This window comes from Cytobacillus spartinae, assembly GCF_042865285.1.
Lineage (GTDB): Bacteria > Bacillota > Bacilli > Bacillales > Cytobacillaceae > Robertmurraya_A > Robertmurraya_A spartinae.
In genome coordinates this window covers 26,158-50,031 of record NZ_JBIACK010000023.1, presented here as the reverse complement: position 1 = coordinate 50,031, position 23,874 = coordinate 26,158, and the positions used below count along the sequence as shown (strand labels likewise).

Annotated in this window: 23 protein-coding genes, 2 tRNA genes and 1 rRNA gene; 2 read left to right on the top strand and 24 right to left on the bottom strand. The window is 37.9% G+C overall.

Annotated features, from left to right (window positions below):
• The 20 genes from ACFYKX_RS26200 to spoIIE all read right to left on the bottom strand — a co-directional run.
• A 16S ribosomal RNA gene (locus ACFYKX_RS26200) occupies positions 1-109 on the bottom strand; the annotation flags it as partial.
• 300 nt (positions 110-409) lie between these two features.
• The gene (gene lysS / locus ACFYKX_RS26195) at positions 410-1,894 is read right to left on the bottom strand and encodes a lysine--tRNA ligase (RefSeq protein WP_389365116.1); all 1,485 of its coding nucleotides are present in this window, start codon (positions 1,892-1,894) and stop codon (positions 410-412) included.
• A 231-nt stretch (positions 1,895-2,125) separates the two neighbouring features.
• Positions 2,126-3,127 (bottom strand): tRNA dihydrouridine synthase DusB, encoded by a 1,002-nt coding sequence (gene dusB, locus ACFYKX_RS26190; protein WP_389365114.1) that lies wholly within the window; start codon positions 3,125-3,127, stop codon positions 2,126-2,128.
• A gap of 52 nt (positions 3,128-3,179) precedes the next feature.
• Positions 3,180-3,386: a helix-turn-helix domain-containing protein gene (locus ACFYKX_RS26185; RefSeq protein ID WP_389365112.1), complete on the bottom strand. Its 207-nt coding sequence runs from the start codon at positions 3,384-3,386 to the stop codon at positions 3,180-3,182.
• Positions 3,338-3,865, bottom strand: a complete 528-nt coding sequence (folK, locus tag ACFYKX_RS26180; protein ID WP_389365110.1) for a 2-amino-4-hydroxy-6-hydroxymethyldihydropteridine diphosphokinase — start codon at positions 3,863-3,865, stop codon at positions 3,338-3,340. Before folK ends, ACFYKX_RS26185 begins: the two co-directional genes overlap by 49 nt.
• A gap of 3 nt (positions 3,866-3,868) precedes the next feature.
• Positions 3,869-4,228, bottom strand: coding sequence for a dihydroneopterin aldolase (folB, locus tag ACFYKX_RS26175; RefSeq protein WP_389365108.1), 360 nt, complete (start codon positions 4,226-4,228; stop codon positions 3,869-3,871).
• A complete protein-coding gene (gene folP / locus ACFYKX_RS26170) occupies positions 4,221-5,048 on the bottom strand; it encodes a dihydropteroate synthase (protein WP_389365106.1) in 828 nt (275 codons plus the stop codon). The genes folB and folP overlap by 8 nt, the downstream gene beginning before the upstream one ends.
• A gap of 16 nt (positions 5,049-5,064) precedes the next feature.
• Positions 5,065-5,919, bottom strand: coding sequence for an aminodeoxychorismate lyase (pabC, locus tag ACFYKX_RS26165; protein ID WP_389365104.1), 855 nt, complete (start codon positions 5,917-5,919; stop codon positions 5,065-5,067).
• Positions 5,920-5,922: 3 nt separating this feature from the next.
• Positions 5,923-6,528 (bottom strand): aminodeoxychorismate/anthranilate synthase component II, encoded by a 606-nt coding sequence (gene pabA / locus ACFYKX_RS26160; RefSeq protein WP_389365103.1) that lies wholly within the window; start codon positions 6,526-6,528, stop codon positions 5,923-5,925.
• Positions 6,525-7,922, bottom strand: coding sequence for an anthranilate synthase component I family protein (locus ACFYKX_RS26155; RefSeq protein ID WP_389365101.1), 1,398 nt, complete (start codon positions 7,920-7,922; stop codon positions 6,525-6,527). The genes pabA and ACFYKX_RS26155 overlap by 4 nt, the downstream gene beginning before the upstream one ends.
• A gap of 168 nt (positions 7,923-8,090) precedes the next feature.
• Entirely contained in the window at positions 8,091-9,017 is a 927-nt protein-coding gene (cysK, locus tag ACFYKX_RS26150; protein WP_389365099.1) for a cysteine synthase A, read from the bottom strand.
• A 204-nt stretch (positions 9,018-9,221) separates the two neighbouring features.
• Positions 9,222-10,109: a peptidyl-prolyl cis-trans isomerase gene (locus ACFYKX_RS26145; protein WP_389365097.1), complete on the bottom strand. Its 888-nt coding sequence runs from the start codon at positions 10,107-10,109 to the stop codon at positions 9,222-9,224.
• Between the two features lie 73 nt (positions 10,110-10,182).
• On the bottom strand, positions 10,183-11,064 hold the full coding sequence (gene hslO, locus ACFYKX_RS26140; protein WP_389365095.1) for an Hsp33 family molecular chaperone HslO: 882 nt from the start codon (positions 11,062-11,064) through the stop codon (positions 10,183-10,185).
• A gap of 95 nt (positions 11,065-11,159) precedes the next feature.
• On the bottom strand, positions 11,160-11,939 hold the full coding sequence (locus ACFYKX_RS26135; protein ID WP_389365093.1) for a type III pantothenate kinase: 780 nt from the start codon (positions 11,937-11,939) through the stop codon (positions 11,160-11,162).
• Between the two features lie 204 nt (positions 11,940-12,143).
• On the bottom strand, positions 12,144-14,141 hold the full coding sequence (gene ftsH, locus ACFYKX_RS26130; RefSeq protein ID WP_389365091.1) for an ATP-dependent zinc metalloprotease FtsH: 1,998 nt from the start codon (positions 14,139-14,141) through the stop codon (positions 12,144-12,146).
• A 189-nt stretch (positions 14,142-14,330) separates the two neighbouring features.
• Positions 14,331-14,876 carry a hypoxanthine phosphoribosyltransferase gene (gene hpt / locus ACFYKX_RS26125; RefSeq protein WP_389365089.1) on the bottom strand — a complete coding sequence of 182 codons (546 nt, stop codon included), beginning with the start codon at positions 14,874-14,876 and terminating at the stop codon, positions 14,331-14,333.
• Positions 14,877-14,899: 23 nt separating this feature from the next.
• On the bottom strand, positions 14,900-16,291 hold the full coding sequence (gene tilS, locus ACFYKX_RS26120; protein ID WP_389365088.1) for a tRNA lysidine(34) synthetase TilS: 1,392 nt from the start codon (positions 16,289-16,291) through the stop codon (positions 14,900-14,902).
• 436 nt (positions 16,292-16,727) lie between these two features.
• On the bottom strand, positions 16,728-17,717 hold the full coding sequence (locus ACFYKX_RS26115) for a protein kinase domain-containing protein (protein ID WP_389365086.1): 990 nt from the start codon (positions 17,715-17,717) through the stop codon (positions 16,728-16,730).
• Positions 17,686-18,423, bottom strand: a complete 738-nt coding sequence (locus ACFYKX_RS26110) for a vWA domain-containing protein (protein WP_389365084.1) — start codon at positions 18,421-18,423, stop codon at positions 17,686-17,688. Before ACFYKX_RS26110 ends, ACFYKX_RS26115 begins: the two co-directional genes overlap by 32 nt.
• Positions 18,424-18,510: 87 nt before the next feature.
• Positions 18,511-20,988 carry a stage II sporulation protein E gene (gene spoIIE / locus ACFYKX_RS26105; RefSeq protein WP_389365082.1) on the bottom strand — a complete coding sequence of 826 codons (2,478 nt, stop codon included), beginning with the start codon at positions 20,986-20,988 and terminating at the stop codon, positions 18,511-18,513.
• 308 nt (positions 20,989-21,296) lie between these two features.
• On the opposite strand from spoIIE, the gene ACFYKX_RS26100 reads away from it, so the two are divergent.
• Both ACFYKX_RS26100 and ACFYKX_RS26095 read left to right on the top strand, forming a co-directional pair.
• Positions 21,297-21,370 (top strand) — tRNA-Met (locus ACFYKX_RS26100).
• Positions 21,371-21,573: 203 nt separating this feature from the next.
• Positions 21,574-21,645, top strand: a tRNA-Glu gene (locus tag ACFYKX_RS26095).
• Between the two features lie 132 nt (positions 21,646-21,777).
• Here the strand turns inward: ACFYKX_RS26095 and ACFYKX_RS26090 are convergent.
• The 4 genes from ACFYKX_RS26090 to yabP all read right to left on the bottom strand — a co-directional run bounded on the left by ACFYKX_RS26090 (position 21,778) and on the right by yabP (position 23,804).
• On the bottom strand, positions 21,778-22,251 hold the full coding sequence (locus ACFYKX_RS26090) for a S1 domain-containing RNA-binding protein (protein WP_389365081.1): 474 nt from the start codon (positions 22,249-22,251) through the stop codon (positions 21,778-21,780).
• Positions 22,252-22,451: 200 nt separating this feature from the next.
• Entirely contained in the window at positions 22,452-22,856 is a 405-nt protein-coding gene (locus ACFYKX_RS26085; RefSeq protein WP_389365079.1) for an FtsB family cell division protein, read from the bottom strand.
• 16 nt (positions 22,857-22,872) lie between these two features.
• Positions 22,873-23,505 (bottom strand): spore cortex biosynthesis protein YabQ, encoded by a 633-nt coding sequence (yabQ, locus tag ACFYKX_RS26080; protein ID WP_389365077.1) that lies wholly within the window; start codon positions 23,503-23,505, stop codon positions 22,873-22,875.
• Entirely contained in the window at positions 23,502-23,804 is a 303-nt protein-coding gene (gene yabP / locus ACFYKX_RS26075) for a sporulation protein YabP (protein WP_389365075.1), read from the bottom strand. Before yabP ends, yabQ begins: the two co-directional genes overlap by 4 nt.
• Between the last annotated feature and the right edge of the window lie 70 nt (positions 23,805-23,874).

Sequence of the window (23,874 nt, the reverse complement as noted above, 5' to 3'; positions counted from 1 at the left end):
CCCGTCCGCCGCTAAGATTCAAAAGCAAGCTTTTAAATCTTCGCTCGACTTGCATGTATTAGGCACGCCGCCAGCGTTCGTCCTGAGCCAGGATCAAACTCTCCAATAAAGAGTAAGATTAGCTCTTGTTTAAAACAATTTTAAAACTTACGTTGACGTATGATTTGTTTAGTTTTCAAAGAACAATTTATTTCGTTTGTCGCTCAAGGCGACTTTTTAATATTAACAGATTGTCATCTAGGCGTCAATAACTTTTTTAATTTATTTTCTCGTTATGTCAGCTCGTTTCGGACAACGAATAATAATATATCATCTTAAAAGATATCTAGCAATACCTTTTTTAAAAGAAATTTTTTCTATTTTTCATGATACAAAAAAAGCAAAGCCTTAGCTTTGCTTCTTTCTCTTATTATCTATGTCTCATTAACGGGAATAATAGGACGTCTCTAATGGAAGGTGAGTTTGTAAGTAACATGACAAGTCTATCAATACCGATTCCTAACCCACCTGTTGGAGGCATACCGTATTCTAGTGCTTCAATGAAGTCATCGTCCATCATATGTGCTTCATCGTTTCCTTGCTCACGCTCTTTTAACTGAGCTTCGAAACGCTCGCGCTGATCAATTGGGTCATTTAGCTCCGTAAATGCATTTGCGTGTTCACGAGCAACGATAAATAATTCAAAACGATCAGTAAAGCGTGGATCCTCATCATTTTTCTTAGCTAAAGGAGAAATCTCCACTGGATGCCCATATATGAATGTTGGTTGTATAAGTTTTTCTTCTACTTTTTGCTCAAAGAATTCATTAACAATATGGCCGTAAAGCATGCTGTCCTTAATTTCTACACCATGTTCTTTCGCTAGAGCTTGAGCTTCTTCCGTGCTCATCTCTTTCCAGAAGTCCACACCCGTGTATTCTTTAATCGCGTCTACCATATGAAGTCTCGTCCACTCTGGTTTTAGGTTAACTTCGTATTCTCCGTATTGTACAGTTGTTGTACCTAATACCTCTTGCGCAATATGAGCAATTAGATTTTCTGTAAGGCTCATGATATCACGATAGTCAGCGTAAGCTTCATATAATTCAATCATCGTAAATTCAGGGTTATGTCGAGTAGAAACACCTTCATTACGGAATACTCGTCCAATTTCATATACTTTTTCTAAGCCACCGACGATTAAACGTTTTAAATGAAGTTCGATTGCAATACGCATATATAATTGCATATCTAGTGCGTTATGGTGAGTAATAAATGGTCGAGCAGAAGCTCCACCTGCGATTGAGTGCATCATCGGAGTTTCAACTTCTAGGTACCCATGATTATCTAAGTAACGTCGCATTGATTGAATAATACGGCTGCGCGCGATAAATGTATTCTTACTCTCTTGGCTTGTAATTAAATCTAAATAACGCTGACGATAACGTTGTTCAACGTCTTTAAGACCGTGAAATTTTTCTGGAAGCGGACGAAGTGCTTTAGTCAGTAGTTCAAAATTTTGAACTTTTACAGAAAGCTCTCCTACTTTTGTTTTGAAAAGCGTTCCACTTATTCCAACTAAATCACCAAGGTCGGCACTATCAAAAATTTCGTACTGCTCTTCGCCAACAGCATCTGTTCTGATATAAATTTGGATTTGACCTGATAAATCTTGGATATGAGCAAATCCCGCTTTCCCTTTTCCACGCTTCGTCATAATACGCCCTGCAAGGGTAACAGGTACTTCTTTTGAATCTACTTCTTCTTTTTCAAGATTACCGTACTCATTCATTAACTCCTGCGCTTGGTGAGTACGTTCAAAACGTTTCCCAAACGGATCTAATCCTTTTTCGCGCATCGCATGCATTTTTTCTCTTCTGACTCTTAGCTGGTCATTTAATTCTTCATGACTCATTTTTATCAACTCCATTTTATTTGAATCGTTTATGTAAGTTCCTTTGCATGTGAAAATAAATGTAATTTTATCTCATTTTTAGTCATACTATATTATTTTACACAAAGTACTGAAATCAGACATCAAAAAAACAATAAATAAATACATATAGAATAAAAACTGCCAGTAGATACTGGCAGCTTTCTTTTATAACAAGGGTATTATATTGAAAGAATCATCGGAAGTCAAACCTTATCCTACTTGTGATTGGCTTTGTTCCTTTTCTTCAGCTTCAATAACAATTTCTTGCAGAAGGGTGACAAGGTCTTCTCTTGTATTAGATTCATTCACAGCATTACGGGCCTTAGCATTACCTCTGATACCTTTTAGATACCAGGCAGCATGCTTCCTCATTTCACGCACTGCGACATTTTCGCCCTTTAATGCAATCAGGCGGTCAAGATGTAAAATACACACATCAATCTTCTCACGTACTGAAGGTTCTCCCATTAGTTCACCGTTTTCTAAGAACTTAACTGTACGGTAAATCATCCATGGGTTACCTAGTGCAGCACGACCAATCATGACACCATCGCAACCTGTTTCATCAAGCATACGTTTCGCATCTTGTGGAGTTTGCACGTCACCATTTCCGATTAGAGGAATGTTAATGGATTGCTTCACTTCACGAATAATATCCCAGTTAGCCGTACCTTCGTACATTTGCACACGCGTTCTACCGTGAAGAGCTACTGCTTTTCCGCCAGCACGTTCTACTGCTTGTGCATTTTTAACAGCAAAGATATGATCTTCATCCCAGCCCATACGCATCTTAACTGTAACAGGCTTATCAACTGCATCCACAACAGCCGCTACCATTTCATAGATCTTGTCTGGGTCTAGTAACCACTTTGCCCCAGCGTCACATTTTATAATTTTCGGAACAGGGCATCCCATATTAATATCAATAATATCCGCATTGGAGTTCTTATCAACGAACTTAGCCGCTTCTACTAAAGTTTCTTTTTCTCCACCAAAGATTTGCAAGCTAAGTGGTTTTTCACGTTCATCGATATATAACATGTTCATGGTTTTTACGTTTTTTAAAACAATCCCTTTGTCACTAACCATTTCCGCACAAACCAAACCCGCACCAAATTCTTTAACCGTTAAACGGAAAGCAGAATTACAAACTCCCGCCATTGGTGCTAGGACAACACGGTTCTTAATTTCAATATCTCCAATTTTAAACATGGGTTTACCCTCCTTCTCTATGCTAGATAAAATAATTTATGTTTATATAAACCTACTCTTCAGGTGTAATGTCTTTTACACTTACATTTAGTGCTTCTGCAACACTATTTATAAATTCTTCGGATGGCATTCGGTTGCCTCTCTCTACTTCTCCTAATATAGACACTGATACACCAAGCTCCTTCGCAAAGCTTTCTTGAGTAAAACCTTTTAGTTTGCGAAAAGCGCGAATACGTCTTCCCCATTTTTCAGCTTCCATATTCGTACTCCTTCTTTATCAGGTATCTCTTCCAAGTATGACTTTAAAGGTTGCTCCATCAACGGAATTTTGATGTCTGGACTAATCTCTATTAGAGGAATGGTAACAAAAGCTCTTTCTTGAATCCGAGGATGGGGAATAATAAGTTTCTCTGTTTCAATATTTTCTTGATTATAGAGGAGAATGTCAAGGTCTATTATTCGAGGGCCCCATTTTATTTCCCGTTTTCTTCCTAATTCACTCTCTACAGATAAGCAAAAATCTAATAATTCGAACGGTTTCAGCTCAGTCTCAACAAGAACCACCATATTTAAAAATTGATCTTGATCAACAAAACCAACCGGATCTGTTTCGTAGATGGAGGATACATTTAACAAATTAATTCTTAAGTGACTTCTCAATTGGTCTATCGCATTTTTTAAATGTTCTGATCGGTTACCGATGTTTGAGCCTAGGGCGATATATGCTTGATTGTTCAAAAACTATCGACTCCTTCTGATTTCAACGGCTACAGAATCATAATGTCCTGGAATCGGAGGATCTGGCTTAATAACCTTCACCGTAATGGCTTGTGCTTTAGGATATTGGACTAAACACTCAGATGCTATGTTTTCTGCAACACTTTCCACCAGCTTATAAGGTTTTCCTTCAACAATTTCTTTACAAGTTTTGTATAGTTCCCCGTAATTTATAGACTGTTCCAAATCATCACTTTGGCCCGCCGGACGTAAATCCGCTTCGACTACAAGATCGACTAAAAAACGTTGCCCTAATTTTGTCTCTTCAGGGAACACTCCATGATAACCATAAAAAGCCATCTTATTTACATAGATTTTATCCACCGAATTCTCCCCTTCCCATTAAAGCATCCATCATTTTTGCCATTCTACTCATTTCCTTTACGTCATGAACCCTGACGATTTGACATCCTTTTTGAATTCCGTAACAAACCGTTGCCCCTGTTCCTTCTAAACGTTCTTCCACTGGTAGATCTAAGACTGTTCCAATCATTGATTTTCTTGAAGTTCCTAGTAGAACAGGGTAACCAACAGCCACTAATTTGTCCAACTCTCTCATCATTTCAAGATTTCCGGATAACCCTTTAGCAAAACCTATCCCTGGATCCAGAATAATTCTTTCGTCCTTTAACCCAGCATTTTTAACCAAGTTAATACTTTCAAACAGGTCATTTAGTACATCTCGAAAAAACACTTTATAGTCACGATTATGTCGATTGTGCATTAATATTATCGGCACATCATACTTCGCAGCAACAATCGCCATGTCAGGATCCGCTTTCGCTCCCCATACATCATTAATGATATGAGCTCCCGCTTCAAGCGCTTGTTTTGCTACTTCTGCTTTATATGTATCTATTGAGATTGGCACATGCACTCGCTTTGAAATGGCTTCTATAATAGGGACCACTCTAGTTAATTCTTCTTCAAGTGAGACAGCATCCGCTCCGGGCCTAGTTGATTCGCCCCCAACATCGATGATATCCGCGCCTTCTTCTACTAATCTGACAGCATGTTCCACTGCCTTTTCCACTTGAGCGTATTTTCCCCCATCAGAAAATGAATCAGGGGTTGTATTTAAAATCCCCATCACCAGTGTCTTTTTTCCATAGTCCAATGAGTACGGTCCACATTCAATAATCATACCATTACCTCCAAACTTAAATCTGGTGCCTACTCCATAGACTACCGGAGTAGTGTCGATATTGGTGATAAAGACGTTGAACAACTTCTCCCTTATTTCCTGGGAATTTTATCCCATTAAAGTCTATCACCGGGACAATCTCCTGGATAGAATTAGTGACAAATATTTCATCCGCATCAAAGCCTTCCGTTGAAAAAAGGCCCTCTTTGATTTCGAAACCATTTTTCTTACCAAGTTTTAATATAAACCTTCTAGTAATTCCGTTTAGAATTCCAGTATCAATAGAGGGAGTGTACAACGTATTCCCTTTCGTCCAAAAAATATTGGAGACTACGCCTTCTGCAATAAAACCTTCCCTGGTTAGAAAGATGCCTTCAACCGACTGATCGTCCCCAATTTCTCTTTTTGCCAGTATATTATTTAAGTAGTGATGTGACTTGAGCCTTTCATCACCTTCAGGGGTATTACGGTTTAATTTTAACAACTTCGCTTTCTTTTCAGACATAGAAACGACCTCAGGGAGAGGCTTTGAAAAAATAATCAGGTTCGGCTCTACGTATTCAGCTGTTTGGAGTCCAATTTCTCCATTTCCCGCTGATACGTTCAAACGAATATAAGCATTATCATAACCATTTTTCCCAAGTAGATCTCCTAGATAGGAAACGACATCATCCCTAGTTAGTTGTTTCTTTATATTTAAAATTTCCAAACCACTGTTAAGTCGTGCAAGATGGTCATCTAAAAGAAAAGGATGCCCATTGTATACGCGGAAAGTTTCAAATAAACCAAGTCCATAAAGAAACCCATGCTCAAAAGGCGAAATCATCGCATCTTCTTTTTTAATCACCTGACCGTTTAGAAAAATATACATAACTTATTGTCCCTCTGTACTAGATGTTACTTTACTTTCAACTCCATAATGAGCAATAAAATTCTTTAATAGATCCTTACCAGCTGTTGTCATGATAGATTCAGGGTGAAATTGAACTCCTTCAATCGGTAGTTCTTTATGACGGATAGCCATGATTTCTCCTTCTTCTGTCCAAGCAGAAATTTCAAAGCAGTCCGGTAACGTTTCTTTTTTCACAATTAAAGAATGGTATCTCGTTGCAGGAAACGGGTTAGGGAGATCTTTAAATATTGTTTTACCATCATGGAACATTTGAGAAGTCTTCCCGTGCATAAGTCGCTCAGCTCGAACTACATCCCCATCAAAAGCTTGAGCGATGGCCTGGTGTCCAAGACAGACCCCCAAAATAGGTACCTTACCCGCAAACGCTTGGATAGCCTCTAAGCTAATACCCGCTTCATTTGGGCTACAAGGTCCTGGAGATACCATTAAAAACTTGGGATCCAAAGATCTAATTTCATCAATTGTGGTCTTGTCATTTCTTTTCACGACTAACTCTTCCCCTAGTTCACCTAAATACTGAACTAAGTTAAAGGTAAACGAGTCGTAGTTATCAATCATAAAAATCATAGTCGATCACCTTCTGCCATTTCTTTTGCTTTCCATAATGCGATGGCCTTTTTAAGGGACTCTTTATACTCGTGCTTTGGATTAGAGTCAATGACAATTCCAGCCCCTGCTTGCACATGTGCCAATCCTTCTTTTACAAGCATCGTGCGAATAATAATATTTAATTCCAAATCACCATTAAAGCCAATCCAACCTAGCGAGCCCGTATATGGAGCTCGCTGAACTGGCTCAAGCTCTTCGATAATCTCCATTGTTCTCACCTTAGGAGCACCCGTAATGGTTCCCCCAGGAAACACCGCATCTATTAAGTCAACTGAAGTTTTCCCTTCCGCCAACTGCCCTTTTACGTTTGAAACAATATGCATCACATGTGAGTATTTTTCAATGACCATGAACTCATCAACATTCACAGTTCCATATTTACAAACTCTACCGAGATCATTTCTTTCCAAATCTACGAGCATGACGTGTTCCGCTCGCTCTTTTTCGTTCTCAATCAATTCGTTGGCTAGTTTTAAATCTTCTTCTTCGTCTTTCCCTCTAGAGCGCGTACCCGCTATCGGACGTGTACTAACTTCCTCACCGTTTTTCTTAATTAATAACTCCGGCGATCCACTGACTAACTGGAACTCAGGTGTATGGAAATAACCCATGTAAGGAGACGGATTTAAAATACGGAGTTGCTCGTAAACTTCAATAGCCTTTACAGCAATTGGTTTTGACTGCCTGACAGATAGATTTACTTGGAATACATCTCCTTGTGAAATATACTCCTGTATTGACTTCACAGCATCCATAAACTCTGACTCGCTCATTGAAACTTCTAGCTCTGAATTAGCAGTCTTAGCTTTTGTATAAGTATTTTCTTTTACTGGCTCCGTCCACTCTTTCTCCCAATGTAATGCCTTTTCTTCAATATTGTCTCCCTGTTCATAAAGGAATAACAGCCATAAGATTCCCTCTTTATGGTCAAATACAAACCACTCTTTAAAAAGTAAGAAATAAATCTCCGGTATTTCTAAATCATCCTTTGCGATTTCCGGGAGCTTTTCAATATACCGTGCATAGTCATAGCTTATATATCCAATTGCCCCACCTTGAAAATCTGGGAGCTCGTCCATTTTTTCTAGCTTATACTGACTCATATATTCGTTCAATAAATGAAGTGGGTTCCCTTCTAAGATTTTCACTTCATTTTGTGTATGAATAGTTAAATTATTATTCTTTCCCTTTATGATTGCTTCAGGATTAAAAGCAGCCATACTGTAGCGTCCACCCCTGCCACTTTCTAGTAGGACATGGTAAGTGTTATCTTCTGATATATTGCGATATTTTGCAAAGAAGTTATCAAGTGAAAAAGTAAGTTTTTTACTGTAAATATGAAGCTGTTCCAATGAAAGTCACTCCTAAACAATTTCTCTTATCATCATACATGAAGTTATGTCCGCTTTCATTTATTAAGTGAATTAATTTTATATTAAAGGATAAAAACGAATAGCACTTCCACTTATCTTCTGCAAAAAAAGAAGCTGTAGTCTATGTGACTACAACTCCTAAGATCCTTACTCCGTTTCAAATTGGTATAGCGGAGTGCTTAAGTAACGCTCTCCATTACTTGGAATAATAGCAAGAACCTTCTTGCCTTTACCTAATTCTTTAGCAACCTTTAATGCAGCTGAGATGGCAGCTCCTGAAGAGATACCTCCAAGGATTCCTTCTTCACGAGCAGCACGACGAGCAAATTCGAAAGCTTCATCATTGGTAATTTGAATCACTTCATCGTAAATTTTTGTATCTAGGATGTCTGGTACGAAGCCCGCACCAATCCCTTGTATTTTATGTGGACCTGGCTTTCCACCAGATAAAACTGGTGAATCAGCAGGCTCAACAGCATAAATTTTTACTGAAGGGAATTTCCCCTTAATCACTTCGCCTGCACCCGTGATCGTTCCACCTGTACCAATTCCTGAAACAAAAGCATCTAATTGATCCATTTGTTCAACGATTTCTTTCCCTGTTGTTCTACGGTGGATTTCAGGATTAGCAAGGTTTTTAAACTGTTGTGGCATAAAATAGCCGTGTTCTTTCGCTAATTCTTCCGCTTTACGGATAGCTCCGCCCATTCCTTCAGGCCCTGGTGTTAACACTAATTCAGCACCGTAAGCACGAAGAAGATTACGACGCTCCATACTCATCGTTTCAGGCATGACAAGAATGGTTTTGTACCCTTTAGCTGCAGCAATCATCGCAAGCCCGATTCCTGTGTTTCCACTAGTTGGTTCAATAATTGTATCGTCAGATTTTAAAGCTCCACTCTCTTCAGCAGCCTCAATCATCGCAAGAGCAATACGATCTTTAACACTACTTCCAGGGTTCATGTATTCTAATTTCAGATAAACGTCTGCGCTATTTTCATCAACTAAACGGTTTAATTTCACAATTGGCGTTTGTCCAACCAATTCTGAAATTGAATTTGCTACACGTACCATTTGATCCACCTCTTATTCCGAGTATTTTTATTGGTTTAATTAAAACTTATCAATCCGACTCTTAGATGTCAATTGTTTTGCCTATATTTTCTAGAAAATTCACACTTTTGCCTAATTTATTTTATTCACATAAAGGAAACTTATTCAATTGAATTCCCAATAGGTTTTTTTGAGAAAAAAAACACGATCGACTGACCGTGCTTTCTACTCCGCTGATTTCTTTCCATAAAACCAATCAACATCTAGTTCATCCCAAAAGGCGCTCGCAGAAACGGCAACATCCATTTGTTCAAGTGCTATTTGTCTTCGAACTTGGTTTTTAACCTCATTATAGGGGAACTCTTTCCCGTTTATTCGCTCATGAAGCATGACGATGGAATATCCATCCTCCGTTAGAATTGCATCCGACCATTTGCCTGGTTTTAACTGTTCCACTACCTTTAGATAATTTCTAGAGAAATGATCAGCTTCTTCTGTAATATATCCAAGGTCTCCACCCTGATTTGCACTGAATTCGTCAATGGATCTTTCCATCGCTAATGTCGCAAAATTAGAACCCTGGTTGAGCTCCTTTAGGGTTTGTTCAGCTTCTTCTTCTGTTTTGACTACAATATGAGAAAGATGATAAGAAGTTGGAATATGATAATAACTACTATTTTGTTCGTAGTATGCTTTCATTTCTTCTTCCGAAACGACCACATCTTTTGTAAGAAGTTCTTCTAACAACAAATTATTCTTAATTTGCTCTTTCCATTCTTCCTCATTAGCTGAGTCATCACCATAAGACCCGTACATGGTTTTTACCATTAATAACTCCTGCTCAATCTCTTTATCCGAAATATCGATATTATACTTTTCCGCCATAGATTTTATGACGATTCCATCTATGATATCTTGCAAAACATCTTGCCCGTACCGAGTCTCAATTTCATTAAGCCAATCTTCCCTTGTAATTGTATCCTTGCCTACCGTTGCAACGACTTCCTCATTACCAGTAGCTAGCTGCCCTTGATTTGTTAGAAAAAAAGCAACTGTAAGGCAATTTAACAATATCAGACCAGCTATTATCACCCATAGCTGCTTTTTCTCCAACTGTTTCTCCTCCAGTTACTATCCTTATATGGTTAAATTATAAAATGCTGTTAAAGTGTCGTCCAAATTTCCGTTAAGAGGTTGCTTCCTCCTTCATTTCCTCTAGCTCCTGTTTGGAAAAATGATATTTTTCGTTACAGAAATGACATTGAGCCTCAGCCGCTTCTTCTGTTTCAATCATATCTTGGATTTCTTCTTTCCCTAAGCTAATAATCGTATTACCGAAACGCTCTTTAGAACATGTGCATTTAAATTCTACTGGCATTTTTTCAAGTATCTTTACATTACCTTTACCAAGTAGCTCTTCTAATATCTCTTCTGGAGATAGACCTTTTTCAATTAGTTTTGAAATAGGTGGAATCTCCTTTAACCGCTGTTCGATTTTTCCAATTGTCTCATCGTCCGTCCCAGGTAAAAGTTGAATAATAAATCCACCTGCAGCAAGGATACTATTGTCAGGATTTACAAGAACACCAACCCCAACCGAAGATGGAACTTGTTCAGAAGAAGCAAAATAATAAGTAAAGTCATCCCCTAGTTCACCAGAAACAATCGGTATTTGTCCTGTAAAGTTCTCTCTCATTCCGATATCCTTAACAACAGTTAGAAATCCTGTTGTACCAACAGCTCTTCGAACATCAAGTTTCCCGTGTTCATTTAAGTCGAAATGAGTTTGAGGGTTTGTAACATATCCCCTTACTTGGCCCTTAGAGTTTGTGTCTACAAGAATTGCACCAATTGGGCCACCGCCCTCGATCTTGATGGTAATCTTTTCTTCACCTTTAAGCATGGCCCCCATCATCACACCGGCTGTCATTGCTCTACCTAATGCAGCAGATGCTGTTGGCCAAGTATAGTGGCGTCGTTGCCCCTCTCCAACAGTCTCCGTACTATTTACCGCATAGGCACGGACCTGTCCATTATAAGCCAAAGCCTTCACTAAATAATCATTCATGAAACATACTAACCCCTTTCATACCGTTAGAACTCTAGAGGGCTGTAATATCTTAATTAAATACCATATCTGGATATTCAATTTTCAGCCGTATACTATTTTTTTATATTATCCATATTTCGTTTATAAATTAGCTGTAAACCTTTTAAAGTTAAAAATGGATCTACAATATCAATAATATCTGATTCTGCTGCAATTAAGTTTGCAAGCCCACCCGTTGCCAGAATGGTTGGTACCTCCTGGCTTTGGTCTTTCATTCGTTTCACAATTCCTTCTACTTGACCAACATAGCCATATAAAATGCCAGCCTGCATCGCAGCTACTGTATTTTTGCCTACAACTCCTTCAGGTCTAGCAATTTCAATACGAGGTAACTTTGCAGCTTTTGAATAAAGCGCCTCAGTCGAGATTCCTATACCAGGCGCAATAGCTCCACCCATGTATTGCTTATGCTCATTTATATAACAATAAGTTGTAGCTGTTCCAAAATCGACAATAATGAGAGGACTTCCATATTCATGAATAGCTGCAACAGCATTTACAATTCGATCTGCTCCAACCTCTCTAGGATTTTCGTATTTGATATTTAGTCCTGTTTTTATTCCAGGCCCAACCACGAGTGGTTTAATATTAAAATACTTTTGACACATTCTTTCTAACGAAAACATAATCGGTGGCACAACAGAAGAGATAATGATTCCGTCAACTGAAGAAAATGTTAAGCCTACATGGTCAAATAGATTCTTAATCATCATCCCATATTCATCTTCAGTTTTATTACGATTGGTTTCAATTCTCCAATGATGCTTTAACTCATCTTTATCATATACACCTAGAACGATATTCGTATTTCCTACGTCAAAAACAAAAATCAACCATCTCACCACTTTATTATATTAGTTTCATCATAGCGTTTGACACACTTGCCAACATCATAACACAAGTATCTATAATTTGCGTAATAAAGAAGCTTTCTATAGGATTTCCCTTCATATGGTGTAGCTCGAAATAAGTTTAAATCATTAGGAATTATGTATAAGTAAAAAGGATGCCCTCATCGAGAGCATCCTTTTGATCAATTATTTATTTTCTTCACCGTCAGTTTTTGAATCGGTTGTTGTTGTTTCTGTTTTAGTTTCTGTTGTTGCTTCTTCTTTAGACTCAGTAGTTTCTTCATCTTTCTTTGAGCTGATGTTTACTTTCACATCGTCTTTAGATGCTTCAACATTGTCAGAAATCGCAACTGGTCGATCTGGTAGCTTCCCATTTTCTACTAAATGCTTAATTTGATCTGCATCTAACGTTTCTACTTCTAGTAACGTGTTTGCAATTAAATCAAGCTTATCACGGTTTTCTGTTAAAAGTGTTCTTGCTCTTTCATAACTTTCTTTGATAATACGTTGGATTTCCATATCGATTTCATACGCAATTTTATCTGAGTAGTTTTGCTCGTTATGAAGGTCGCGTCCTAAGAACACTTGACCACCAGATGTTGATCCGAATTGTAATGGTCCGAGCTTGTCACTCATCCCAAATTCAGTCACCATTCTACGAGCTATTCCTGTAGCACGTTGGAAGTCATTATGTGCTCCCGTACTAACTTCACCGAATACAATCTCCTCAGCAACACGACCACCTAGAAGGCCAACAATTTTATCTAAAAGCTCTGGCTTTGTCATAAAATAACGGTCTTCCTTCGGTAGCATAACTGCGTATCCACCAGCTTGACCACGTGGCACGATGGTTACCTTGTGAACCATTTCTGCTTCATCTAGAACAACCCCAATAACCGTGTGACCTGCTTCGTGGAAAGCAACGATATTTCTTTCCTTTTTAGAAATGACGCGACTCTTTTTAGCTGGACCAGCAATAACGCGGTCAGTCGCTTCATCAATATCAGTCATATCAATTTTCTTTTTATTACGACGAGCTGCTACTAGAGCGGCTTCGTTCAGAAGGTTTTCTAGGTCAGCACCAGAGAACCCTGGCGTACGTGCTGCGATCGCCTTAAGGTTGATTGAATCATCTAATGGCTTGTTGCGTGCATGTACTTTAAGAACTGCTTCACGTCCTGTTACATCTGGACGATCAACCGTAATTTGTCGGTCAAAACGACCTGGACGTAATAATGCTGGATCAAGAATATCTGGGCGGTTTGTTGCAGCAACGATGATAATTCCTTCATTCGCACCGAAACCATCCATTTCAACTAGTAATTGGTTAAGAGTTTGTTCACGCTCATCGTGACCCCCACCTAAACCAGCACCACGCTGACGTCCTACTGCATCAATCTCATCTATAAAGATAATACATGGAGCGTTCTTTTTTGCATTTTCGAATAGGTCACGTACACGAGACGCCCCTACCCCAACAAACATTTCTACGAAATCAGAACCACTGATCGAGAAGAACGGTACTCCTGCTTCACCTGCAGCAGCCCTAGCAAGTAATGTTTTACCAGTACCTGGAGGTCCCACAAGTAGAACCCCTTTAGGGATTCTCGCACCTAGTTCAGCAAATTTACGTGGATCTTTTAAGAATTCTACTACCTCTACAAGTTCCTGCTTTTCTTCATCAGCACCAGCTACATCTTTAAAACGAACCTTTTTCTTATCATCGTTATAAAGCTTAGCTTTACTTTTACCAAAATTCATGACTCGGCTTCCGCCGCCTTGAGCTTGGTTTAAAAGGAAGAAGAACAAGATAAAGATAATGACAAATGGAATGATTGACGTAAAGAACGTTACCCATCCGCTTGTTTCTTTAGCCGGCATTACATTTACTTCTGAAACTCCTGCGGCTTCATCCACCTTCGATAATAATTGTTCACTGTTCCACACATATGTTAGGAAGAACTTATCCTCAGCATAACCTTTTAGCTGTCCACGAACCTCATAGACACCTCTCTCAGGCTGAATGGAAAGTGACGTTACTTCGCCATTTTCTAAGTGGGTAATAAACTCATCGTAAGTTATATTTTCTGTTGGTTCATTGTTGCCATTAAAGAAACTGACAACACCAATAATGACTAGAAAAATTAGTAAATAAAAGATCGTATTTCGAAAAATCCTATTCATCCCTAACCTCCTCCCACGGTCAACAAACTACATTAAATAGTATCATAGAAAAATGTACCAGTACAAGAAATAGCCTTGCTAATTTTCACGTATGGCAATTTGTCACCATTATCATTCTTAAATCAATTTGATTCTACACAAATCATTCCTGTTTAAAAAACTTGGAAATAACTTATTATTATCATTAACTTAATCGTTATTACTGTATACCTCTGGTTTAAGAACACCTATATATGGAAGGTTACGATACTTTTCAGCATAATCTAACCCATATCCTACTACAAACGCATCTGGTACAACAAATCCAACATAATCTGCTTCTATATCAGCCTTACGACCTGTTGGCTTATCTAAAAGAGTAACAATTTTAATGGATTTTGCTTTTCGATAGCGAAATAGCTCAACTAAATAGCTTAACGTTAGTCCACTATCAATGATATCTTCAATAATTAATATGTCTCTTCCCTCTACAGAAGTATCTAGATCCTTTAGGATTTTTACTTCTCCTGAAGAAACGGTAGAGTTTCCATAGCTAGAAACATCCATAAAATCCATTTCTAAATATGTATCGATTCGTTTTAAAAGGTCTCCCATAAATGGCATTGCACCTTTTAGAACCCCAATTGCCAAAGGAAAACGATCTTGATAATCCTCCGTTAATCGAGCAGATAACTCCCTTATCTTTCCTTGAATTTCTTCTTCCGTAATCAGTACCTTTTCAATATCATTTTTCATGTTTCTTTGTGCCCCCTAGAAGATCAATGCTTTTTATAACTTATACATATGTAGCGACGGTCATCATTTTCTTCCGTAGGATAAAGATTTGATTTCTTTATTCCCGGTACCCAAATGATGTTATCAAAAGAATCCGTAATAATGGGCCAGCTATCCCTTTCATATTTGGGGATTTTGGCGTCAATAAAAATATCTTTTATCTTTTTGGTTCCATTCATTCCTTTAATGGTCATTCTGTCGCCATTTTTCCTAGTTCGTATCTTGATCGGCAAATGAACGTTATCGGATGGTAAAAGCAAAGTGTCCTTTTGACTAAACTCATTTCTTTCTTTTCCATATTCAAACGTTATTATGTCTCCTGATGGTAAGATTATCACTTCCGGTTGATTGATTTCATAATAATAGGTCTCCGCTTCCTTAATAGAGAATTGGAAGTGACATTCTGTATAAGAACGTACAACTTTTAGACCGTTTGGGAAATCAAGAGTTCCGGATGGCTGAGGATTGTTCATTAAAGAAAATAGTTGATCAATATGTATGGCGGATAAAGATGTAGGATTTTCTTGATAAAGATATTTTAATATTAGTTGAATACCTCTCCTTTGTAAAGGCATTGGCATTCCCCTAAAGCCTTCTATATCAATTGTTATACTACCATCTTTTTTCCTTTTCATAACTCTATTCATTTTTTCGACGGTTAATTCCTGAAGATACGATTCATCACTATCAATATCCTCGCTAAATCTCTGAAAATGTTCGTGTACTTGAGGGTTTTCTTTTGACAAAAATGGTAACACTAGATGACGGAAACGATTTCTACTATAAACATCCTTTTCATTACTTGGATCATATCTCGGCTCTAGTTGATGTTGCCCGCAGTAATCCTCAATCTCTCTTTTACTAACACAAAGAAATGGACGAACGATTTCCCCACTTTCAAAAGGCCTAGAAAATGGAATACCAGCTCTAGCTTTCCCTGTACTCCCTCTAGTTAACCGCATTAAAACCGTTTCGATCTGATCATCTCCATGATGACCTAAAGCTAAATAATTCAGTTGGTACTTGTTCAGTACCTTGGAAAAGAAACGATAACGGCAGTCCCTTGCTGCAACCTGGGAGCTTAATCCTGTCATTTCAATATACTCAGGAACATTTACTTGCTCAACCTCTACAGGAATATTTCTGTTTTGACAGAACTCCTTAACAAACTCAGCTTCTTGAAACGATTCGTTCCCACGAAACATGTGATCTAGATGAGCAACAACCACCTTTATGTTCCATTTTTCTCTCCGACTCCAAAGAAAATGTACAAGAGCGAGGGAATCAGGTCCACCTGATACCCCTACTAAAAAAGATGAATTCTCTATTTCAAATTGTTTTCGGCGAAGAAATGCTTCGACCTTTCTATCTAGCATAGTTCTCTTCCTTATGAACATATTTCTTACTTTATCTCTTCATTTTTAGCTTACCATTTTGAATTTAAACCTTCAAAAGCTAGCTATTAAAAATTGAGAGAATTCTGCAATGAATTTTACCTTCTCTAACATACGAGTAACTCGCCAATAAGTTTCAAAAAATTATCATTGAAAAGGGGTATTCTCTATAACATACCTTGAAAACTACTCTTGCACTTTCTTTATGCATCGAGTATTCCTCGAAGAAGCCATTCAACTTTACAAGTCCTAACTAGGGGCTCTTTTCATAACTTTGTTGCTATTTAAATACTTTAAACTGCTTTTGAACAGACTTTGGTGCTGTTTTCTTTATATGAGAGAAAAGAGACACGAAACAGCTTTTATCCGTGCTAGAGCCCATATACGAATAGCAACAATCTATGCGAAAACAGCCTTACTAAAAGACTTGACTATAAATATATAAGAAATATAGAAAAGATATAACCATAACAATCAAAATGGTCTCTAGTGCGCTGCCTCTTTTTCTCTTTTTCTTATAGGTTTGACGATTCACTTGTGTCGTATGAGAACTGCTTTTCTTTACTACCTGTTGTTGAGAGCGCGTACTTTTGCTAGTTTGAGTTTGTGTATTCATCATCTCTAACAAGTCTATTCTCATCTCTTTAGCAGTATTATATTTTCCCTGTAAAGCATTCAAGAGGACACTCTCGTATTTCAGCAATTCCTTCTTTTGCCTAATCATTTGCCTTAATTGGTTTATACCACCAGACGTTTTATTAAAACGCTTTGGATAAGCTGTATTTATAATAATCATTCCTACAGCAAATAAATCATAGGTAGGCTCTGCTTTCCGACTGCCTAGCCCCCAGTATCCTCTATCATAAAACTCTGTAAATTCCTTTATCGCTCTACCCTGAATCGTGGTTCCCCCTACATCGATACAACGGATCTTTGGAGGAGGCCCAGTTACGATTAAGTTTTCAGGCTTCAAATCACCAAATACCCAACCCTTTTCATGGAGAGTATTTAAATCGTTTAAGAGCTGCAGTAGTAAAACTTCAATCCACCCTTGATCTTTTTGTTTAATAAATTCTAGTAAGTCCGGACCTTTTATATACTCCATTACATAAAAAGAGATGTTTTTCTGCCTTCTTTCCCAATCATCTACATCAATTAAAGAAGGCCCGAGGGTAGACCCTTGGACCTTTGCAAAGGATTTGAGGACATTTACCTCAGAAGTAACAGACATGCCATTATCACTCATTTTAAGTGCAACATGTTGGTTTCTGAACTGTGCTAAGTACACCGTTCCATTGGCCCCAAAACCAAGTTCCTTAAGAATCGTATACCGATTTTTATGCCATTTTCCTTCTATAATAGTCCCTGGATTTACTTTAAATTGACTCTTCAAAGTATTGTTCATCATCACGAGACAGCAGACTCCTTAACGAACGTTTTTTCTTGAAATACGATAGTGCTTCGCGAATAGCAGGGCCTGTCGGGGTAATTCCACCAGTCGTAAGCTTCGAAAAGATACTTGTCAGTGACTCTAACTTCGGAGTCCAATCTAATAACTTTTCGACATCTTTCTTTTTCCCGGGAAATACAAAGACAGAAAATCGATTATCACCTGTACGAGCATTTAAGCTTAAAGAAAGGTCTAGTAAGGCTTCTTTCACCGTAGGAAGTTTATGTTTCATACTTGCACTTGTATCGACAAGAATCAACACTTCCAACTCAACGGTTTCTCCTAATTCATCAACCACTTCCATCACTTCGCCTCGTTGTTCAGGTGGTAAATCTTCAACTGTTTTCGACCCGCCTAGAATTTGCTGAAGCTCCTTATTCACTACTCCTTGTAACGTCTGTGTCATTGCTTTTCTCGTCACCATTTGAACAGTCTGGGAGAGCTGTTGTGCATAAACAACTTGACTCACTCCACCACCGGACATAGCAATTCCTTCAATTTCTTTCATTCCTTGGTCATCAATTACATCATGTTCCATCACACCAATTACGTTCACGGTAATCCCTTGCTCTTTAGCTAGGGCTGCCATTGCAATTGGATCTTCCCCTTGATTGGAACAACCATCTGTAATAAGCAAAATTTGTTTTAACGTACCTGTTTTCATAATCTCCCCTCCAGATTTGAGTTGTTACCATTTTCGACTGATTAGAGGGGATTTATACATAAATGCGGTTTAATTGAACAAAATATATTAGTTAGCCTTTTGTCGATATTTTTGCATTGGGATTGTTGACCATCTAGGTGTATTGTGCTTTACCTTTGTTACCACTACAGTCATATCGTCTTCAATAAATCCTGACCGAGATCGAATCACCTCTTCCATAATTAAATCTGCTACCTGTTGAGGATCATCTGTTGCAAGCTCTCCTATCTTTCTTTTCATCCATAAATCATAATTCTCCACATGCTTTGGTCCTTCAAATACACCATCACTCATCATAATGAGTAAATCACCTGCTTTTAACTGGTCACTCACTACATCCACATCAAATTCTTGTATAATTCCCATAGGTAAATTACTAGCTTGAATCTTAATGACTTTATTTCCTCTTTTGATAAAACTCGGTGTGGAGCCGATTTTTAGGAATCGGACGGAAGCATTCTGTAAATCAATCATCGCCAAGTCTAATGTTGAGAAGATCTCATCTGTTGTTCTTAACGACAAGACGGAATTAACGGATTTAATCGCTACTTTTTCCTCGATTCCGGATTGTAGAATCTTTTGTAAAAGTTCAAGTGTTTCTTTACTTTCGATATGCGCTCTCTCTCCATTTCCCATTCCATCACTTATAGCCACTGCATATTTTCCACAACCTAACTCAATGGTTGAGTAACTATCTCCTGAAATAAATCCTCCATCTTTCGCAGCATGGGCCACACCCGTATCAACCGCATACGCTTTTGCTGAACGGAACGTCACATGGCAAAAGCCATTCGGATAGGTTGAGCATTCTTCAGAGTTTACAATGATGGTTTCACCAAGGATATCCGAGAGCATTGGAGCAATCAGTTTCTCACATTCTCCATGTCCGTTGCAGAAAGGAATCGTCATGTCGATGTCAACGTTCCCTTGCTCCAAACTATATATTTCAACTTGCTCGATATGAATACCAAATTCCTGTAAAGCTTCTAAAATTAATTCCTCTTGCTTATGATGGTTATCTCGCTCCCTTTGGATTTCTTTTGCGAAATCTCCCATTACGGTAGATACACCTAATAATTGATCGGCAACAAGCTTCCTGCTTTCCTGTACTTGCTTCTTCAACTTCTGATTTGCTTGATATAGCGATAACTCTTGATAGACTGCATCGATTACTTTTTTCGACTTTGTACAATGCTTGTCCCATTCTCTTGAGAGCTTAGGGGAAACAGCTCCATTATTTTGATCCATTTCAGTCATAATATCTTTCATATAGTCATAGGTTGTATTAAAGTTCCTTGTCCAACAATGCTCTTTCTTAAAACAAGTTTGACAGGTCTTTTCAGTCACATTACTTAAAAAGAAATCTAGCTCACGTTCTTTATCGTCCCATTCATTTTGTTCGTCATAGGATGAAAAACTATTAGAGAGAGCTTGAAAAACGGATGAAAACTGCTCAACCCTTTGAGCCGTCACATCGCGCATTTTTCTCATATATTGCTGTTGTTCAGCTGTATATTCAGGTGTACCAGGTATATATTTTGCAAGTTTAGAAGTTAGGGCTTGTGGGGTAAGTAGGAATAAAACAACTGCTGCTGCAGTTTCTAAAAAAGTATTAAGAAGGTTTCCGCTTCCTTCGCCATACATTCCAATTAAGAGTGTTGCAATAAATAAGCCGATTGCAACGCCAATTTTCTTCCCTTCTTTTAATAAACCACCCAATAATCCTGAAAACGCTAACAAACTCATATGGTAGAAACTTGATACATTGGCAAGACTAAAGATAAGTCCTGTTACAACACCAACGGTTGACCCGACCGTAGCTCCTGCTACAAATGCAAATACTAAAACCAAATATCTCGACATGATATGCTCAACCGATAAGTCATAGACAGACCAACCAATCGTACCTGTCATAATGGATGCGAGCATGATGATTAAACAAACAATTTCTTCCGTTTTAAGTGACTGTCTTCTTTTATTAACTGAAATTAAAGGAATACTTTGTAAAAAAATAAGCGTTAAAATAAAGCCTAAACTCGCTTCTACTCCCGCCATCATTCCATCGTATAGAGAAACTTGATTGGTTAAAATATAACTTTTCCCTAACTTTCCTAATAACAATGTACCAAATACATAAAAAGGCAGAGCTCTTATTTCACTCTGAAGGAGTTTCTTTGACACCCGGAGGAGAAATAAGAATAAAAATGTAACAATAAATGTATAAGCTGCATCTATAACCGACAACGTTGCTGCTCCAGCAACAAGTCCTATTAATGCCAAAGGGGCTTTTTCTCTTCTAACCATGTAAACTGCTGCAAAAAATGGTAGAGCAAAAGGAGTCAATTTAGATAATATTAAAGCTCGTCCTAGCAAAAAGCCTATGATTAATAGAATATAGCCTTTTTTCACAAAGAAAGTTTCCGTTTTCAGTTGGAATTTGTTTAGACCGTTAGAAATACCTAATTTAGATCCGTTAAAGCTTACTTCCCCGATAGGTTCTCCTATATTCCTTTCTACATTTTCCATGTAAAACTCCACTCCCCACTTTAATATCGTTGATGACTATTATAAGAGGGCGAATTTTAAAAGTTTGTCAAAATGGAGGACAAGCATTCATATTTCGTTCGACTGATTTCACCTTAATACACGAAAAGCAAACAAATTATCAGGTGTTTTTGCTTGATGGAACTTTGTCCTTTAACCTTGTTAACTCAGTAAAGATGGCTCTATATATGCATTTGATAGGATAATAACTGAAAACGACAATTTTCTATAAAAATGTTATTGACTTAAAAGTAAAACGTTTGTAATATATTATTTGTGCTTTAACACATGGCGGCGTAGCTCAGCTGGCTAGAGCGTACGGTTCATACCCGTGAGGTCGTGGGTTCGACTCCCTCCGCCGCTATACAGAAATGCGGAAGTGCCTTGTTCAGCCCCGAAAAACACTGGAGGGCTAGAGAAACGAACTCGGTTTTTGAGTTCTTTCTCTAGACCGAAGTGTCTCGAGGGTCTAGGCACTGGAGCTGGACAAAGAAAAGCGGGAGCGCCTTGGTTAGCCCCGACAAGCAAATGTTTTTCGGACGTAAAAGTCCAATTAATCCCTATCACGGCCCATTGGTCAAGCGGTTAAGACACCGCCCTTTCACGGCGGTAACACGGGTTCGAATCCCGTATGGGTCATAATAAAAAACGACAGTTGTTCACTCAACTGTCGTTTTTTTTATATTTATAAGAGCGGTCATGTAATCAAATAAAAAAAAGCAAGTCATCAAAGACTCACTTTTTAAAGTTTATTTATAATTCAGCAGCAAGTTAACCTCTTCTAGCGCCTCTGCCACCTCGTTTAGATTCTGTGTTGCGCTTTAACGAAGATAAACGGTCTTCACTATCTTTTAAGAAACGTGCCATTTTTGATTCAAAGTTCTCTCTTGGAGCACGGTTATCGTTGGCTCTACCTTGACGTGGACGTTGACCGCCACCTCTAGAATCTCCACCTCTTGGTCCTCTGTCTGGTCTGTCAGATCTTTCAGGTCTAGCGGGTCTTTCAGGTCTATCTACAGCTTTCTTGATGGATAAACCAATCTTGCCATCCTTTTCAACATTAATGACTTTTACCTCGACTTCGTCACCAACTTTAAGATGGTCATTTATATCTTTAACATAATTATCCGCGACCTCACTAATGTGAACAAGACCTGTTGAGCCTTCTGGTAACTCCACAAACGCTCCAAAATTAGTGATGCCTGTTACCTTACCTTGTAACTTGCTGCCTACTTCGATTGACATAAAAAGATTTTTCCTCCTTAAAAATTTAAAAGAATCATACTTGAATATATTCCACATGGCTTTGAACAGTAAACATTACTAAAAAAAATATAATTCAAAAAGAACATAGTGTTCATTATAAAAGCTTCACTTTTCAAAAATTGAATGCCTGTGAAATTCATTCATTTACTCTATATTATACAGAAATGAAAAAAAGCGTGTCAATACGATGACTTGTCGGATGATTTTTCCTTTTTTTCATCTGGCAAATTAAAGATGATTTCATTCTTATCAGATAGAAAGTATTCTGACCTTGCATACTTCGCAATATAGTCATCATCGTTTAATTTGACGATCTCTTCTTGAAGAATGGTTTCTTCCTTCTTAAGGGCACCAAGCTCTTCGTGAAGTTTCTTTTTCTCCGCATTCATTTCATCAAGAGTCGAGGCCTGCGAAATGAGTGTATTAATAATAAAGTAAGTTGAAACAGCAGCAAAGATCAGAAAAACAGCTAGTCTTCGAAAAAGTAGCGTTCTTTTTCTAGATAGATTAGCTTCAGATATCTCATGTTGTTTCGTATAGCTAGTTTCGATTTTTGCAACGTTGCGCTTCTTTATGGCACTCATTAATCGCTTTCCCTCCTTATTTATTCTTGTTCTTCCACTTTAAAAACCATGTATTAAAGGTATTCTTTATTTTGTTATAATATCCTGCTAATTTATTATATAACTTCTCGACGTAATTTTTAATATATTTCGGCAATAATTTCCAAATTAATAGGAAAATCCACTTAATCGGACTAAATAGTACTTTCGTTATAAATAATAAGACCTTAAAGAGCAGTGAAACAAGTGCCAAAAGACCCTTGCCTAGCATTATTATAATCGATAATAGAGCAAAAAGTAATGATTGTACCGGTCTATATATAAGTACCATAAACACTTTCACTAAAAACTGATAAATAGAGATTATCATTGAAATGACAATCTCTAATAATCGTAGGTAAACCTGCTTAAAAAGAGCTTGGTAGGCAGCAAATCCACATAGAAGAGCTACAAATATATAAAACCTGAGCTCACCTTGATTCACGACAAAGAGAGTATAGAAAATCGAAAGACCTTGTAATAACCAAAATAAAATGTCATTACAAAAAACAATCCAGCTTTTTCTTTCTGAACGTTTTAAAAAGCGATTATACGTATCGAGGGAAGCACCAAAGTAACTTCCCATACCAATCATCGCAATCATAGTAAGAAATTGTGTAGACAGCGTCATCGGAACAACTTGCTAAAGAAACCTTTAGCTTTTTCCCCTTGATGTTCATCTAAGTACACCAGTTCAAATACTTTTCCTTTTATCGACACAATCCCTTTATCGACATCTAGATTTTTCATCTGTAGATTCTGCCCTTTAATAGCTAGGAAGCCCATGACGGTCTCAAGTAGAAATTCTTCATTATCAAAGCTTTCAACCTGCTTAACCCCTGTAATATCTAATAGCTTTCTTCCCCGCATAATCACATCGTGCTCTTGTACTGTCCCTTTTGAAACATTCGTCTCATAATATTGACTCATTATTCATCCCTCACAATCACATAGTACAACCTTTTGTACATGTGTATGTTAAAGGGGCTGATAATAGAAC

Excerpts from the sequence above, each read along its gene's own strand:
- lysS (WP_389365116.1), bottom strand. The coding sequence starts at position 1,894 with ATGAGTCATGAAGAATTAAATGACCAGCTAAGAGTCAGAAGAGAAAAA.
- dusB (WP_389365114.1), bottom strand. The coding sequence starts at position 3,127 with ATGTTTAAAATTGGAGATATTGAAATTAAGAACCGTGTTGTCCTAGCA.
- ACFYKX_RS26185 (WP_389365112.1), bottom strand. The coding sequence starts at position 3,386 with ATGGAAGCTGAAAAATGGGGAAGACGTATTCGCGCTTTTCGCAAACTA.
- folP (WP_389365106.1), bottom strand. The coding sequence starts at position 5,048 with ATGATTATTGAATGTGGACCGTACTCATTGGACTATGGAAAAAAGACA.
- pabC (WP_389365104.1), bottom strand. The coding sequence starts at position 5,919 with ATGTATATTTTTCTAAACGGTCAGGTGATTAAAAAAGAAGATGCGATG.
- pabA (WP_389365103.1), bottom strand. The coding sequence starts at position 6,528 with ATGATTTTTATGATTGATAACTACGACTCGTTTACCTTTAACTTAGTT.
- cysK (WP_389365099.1), bottom strand. The coding sequence starts at position 9,017 with ATGGTACGTGTAGCAAATTCAATTTCAGAATTGGTTGGACAAACGCCA.
- hslO (WP_389365095.1), bottom strand. The coding sequence starts at position 11,064 with ATGAATGATTATTTAGTGAAGGCTTTGGCTTATAATGGACAGGTCCGT.
- ftsH (WP_389365091.1), bottom strand. The coding sequence starts at position 14,141 with ATGAATAGGATTTTTCGAAATACGATCTTTTATTTACTAATTTTTCTA.
- hpt (WP_389365089.1), bottom strand. The coding sequence starts at position 14,876 with ATGAAAAATGATATTGAAAAGGTACTGATTACGGAAGAAGAAATTCAA.
- tilS (WP_389365088.1), bottom strand. The coding sequence starts at position 16,291 with ATGCTAGATAGAAAGGTCGAAGCATTTCTTCGCCGAAAACAATTTGAA.
- ACFYKX_RS26115 (WP_389365086.1), bottom strand. The coding sequence starts at position 17,717 with ATGATGAACAATACTTTGAAGAGTCAATTTAAAGTAAATCCAGGGACT.
- ACFYKX_RS26110 (WP_389365084.1), bottom strand. The coding sequence starts at position 18,423 with ATGAAAACAGGTACGTTAAAACAAATTTTGCTTATTACAGATGGTTGT.
- spoIIE (WP_389365082.1), bottom strand. The coding sequence starts at position 20,988 with ATGGAAAATGTAGAAAGGAATATAGGAGAACCTATCGGGGAAGTAAGC.
- ACFYKX_RS26090 (WP_389365081.1), bottom strand. The coding sequence starts at position 22,251 with ATGTCAATCGAAGTAGGCAGCAAGTTACAAGGTAAGGTAACAGGCATC.
- ACFYKX_RS26085 (WP_389365079.1), bottom strand. The coding sequence starts at position 22,856 with ATGAGTGCCATAAAGAAGCGCAACGTTGCAAAAATCGAAACTAGCTAT.
- yabQ (WP_389365077.1), bottom strand. The coding sequence starts at position 23,505 with ATGACGCTGTCTACACAATTTCTTACTATGATTGCGATGATTGGTATG.
- yabP (WP_389365075.1), bottom strand. The coding sequence starts at position 23,804 with ATGAGTCAATATTATGAGACGAATGTTTCAAAAGGGACAGTACAAGAG.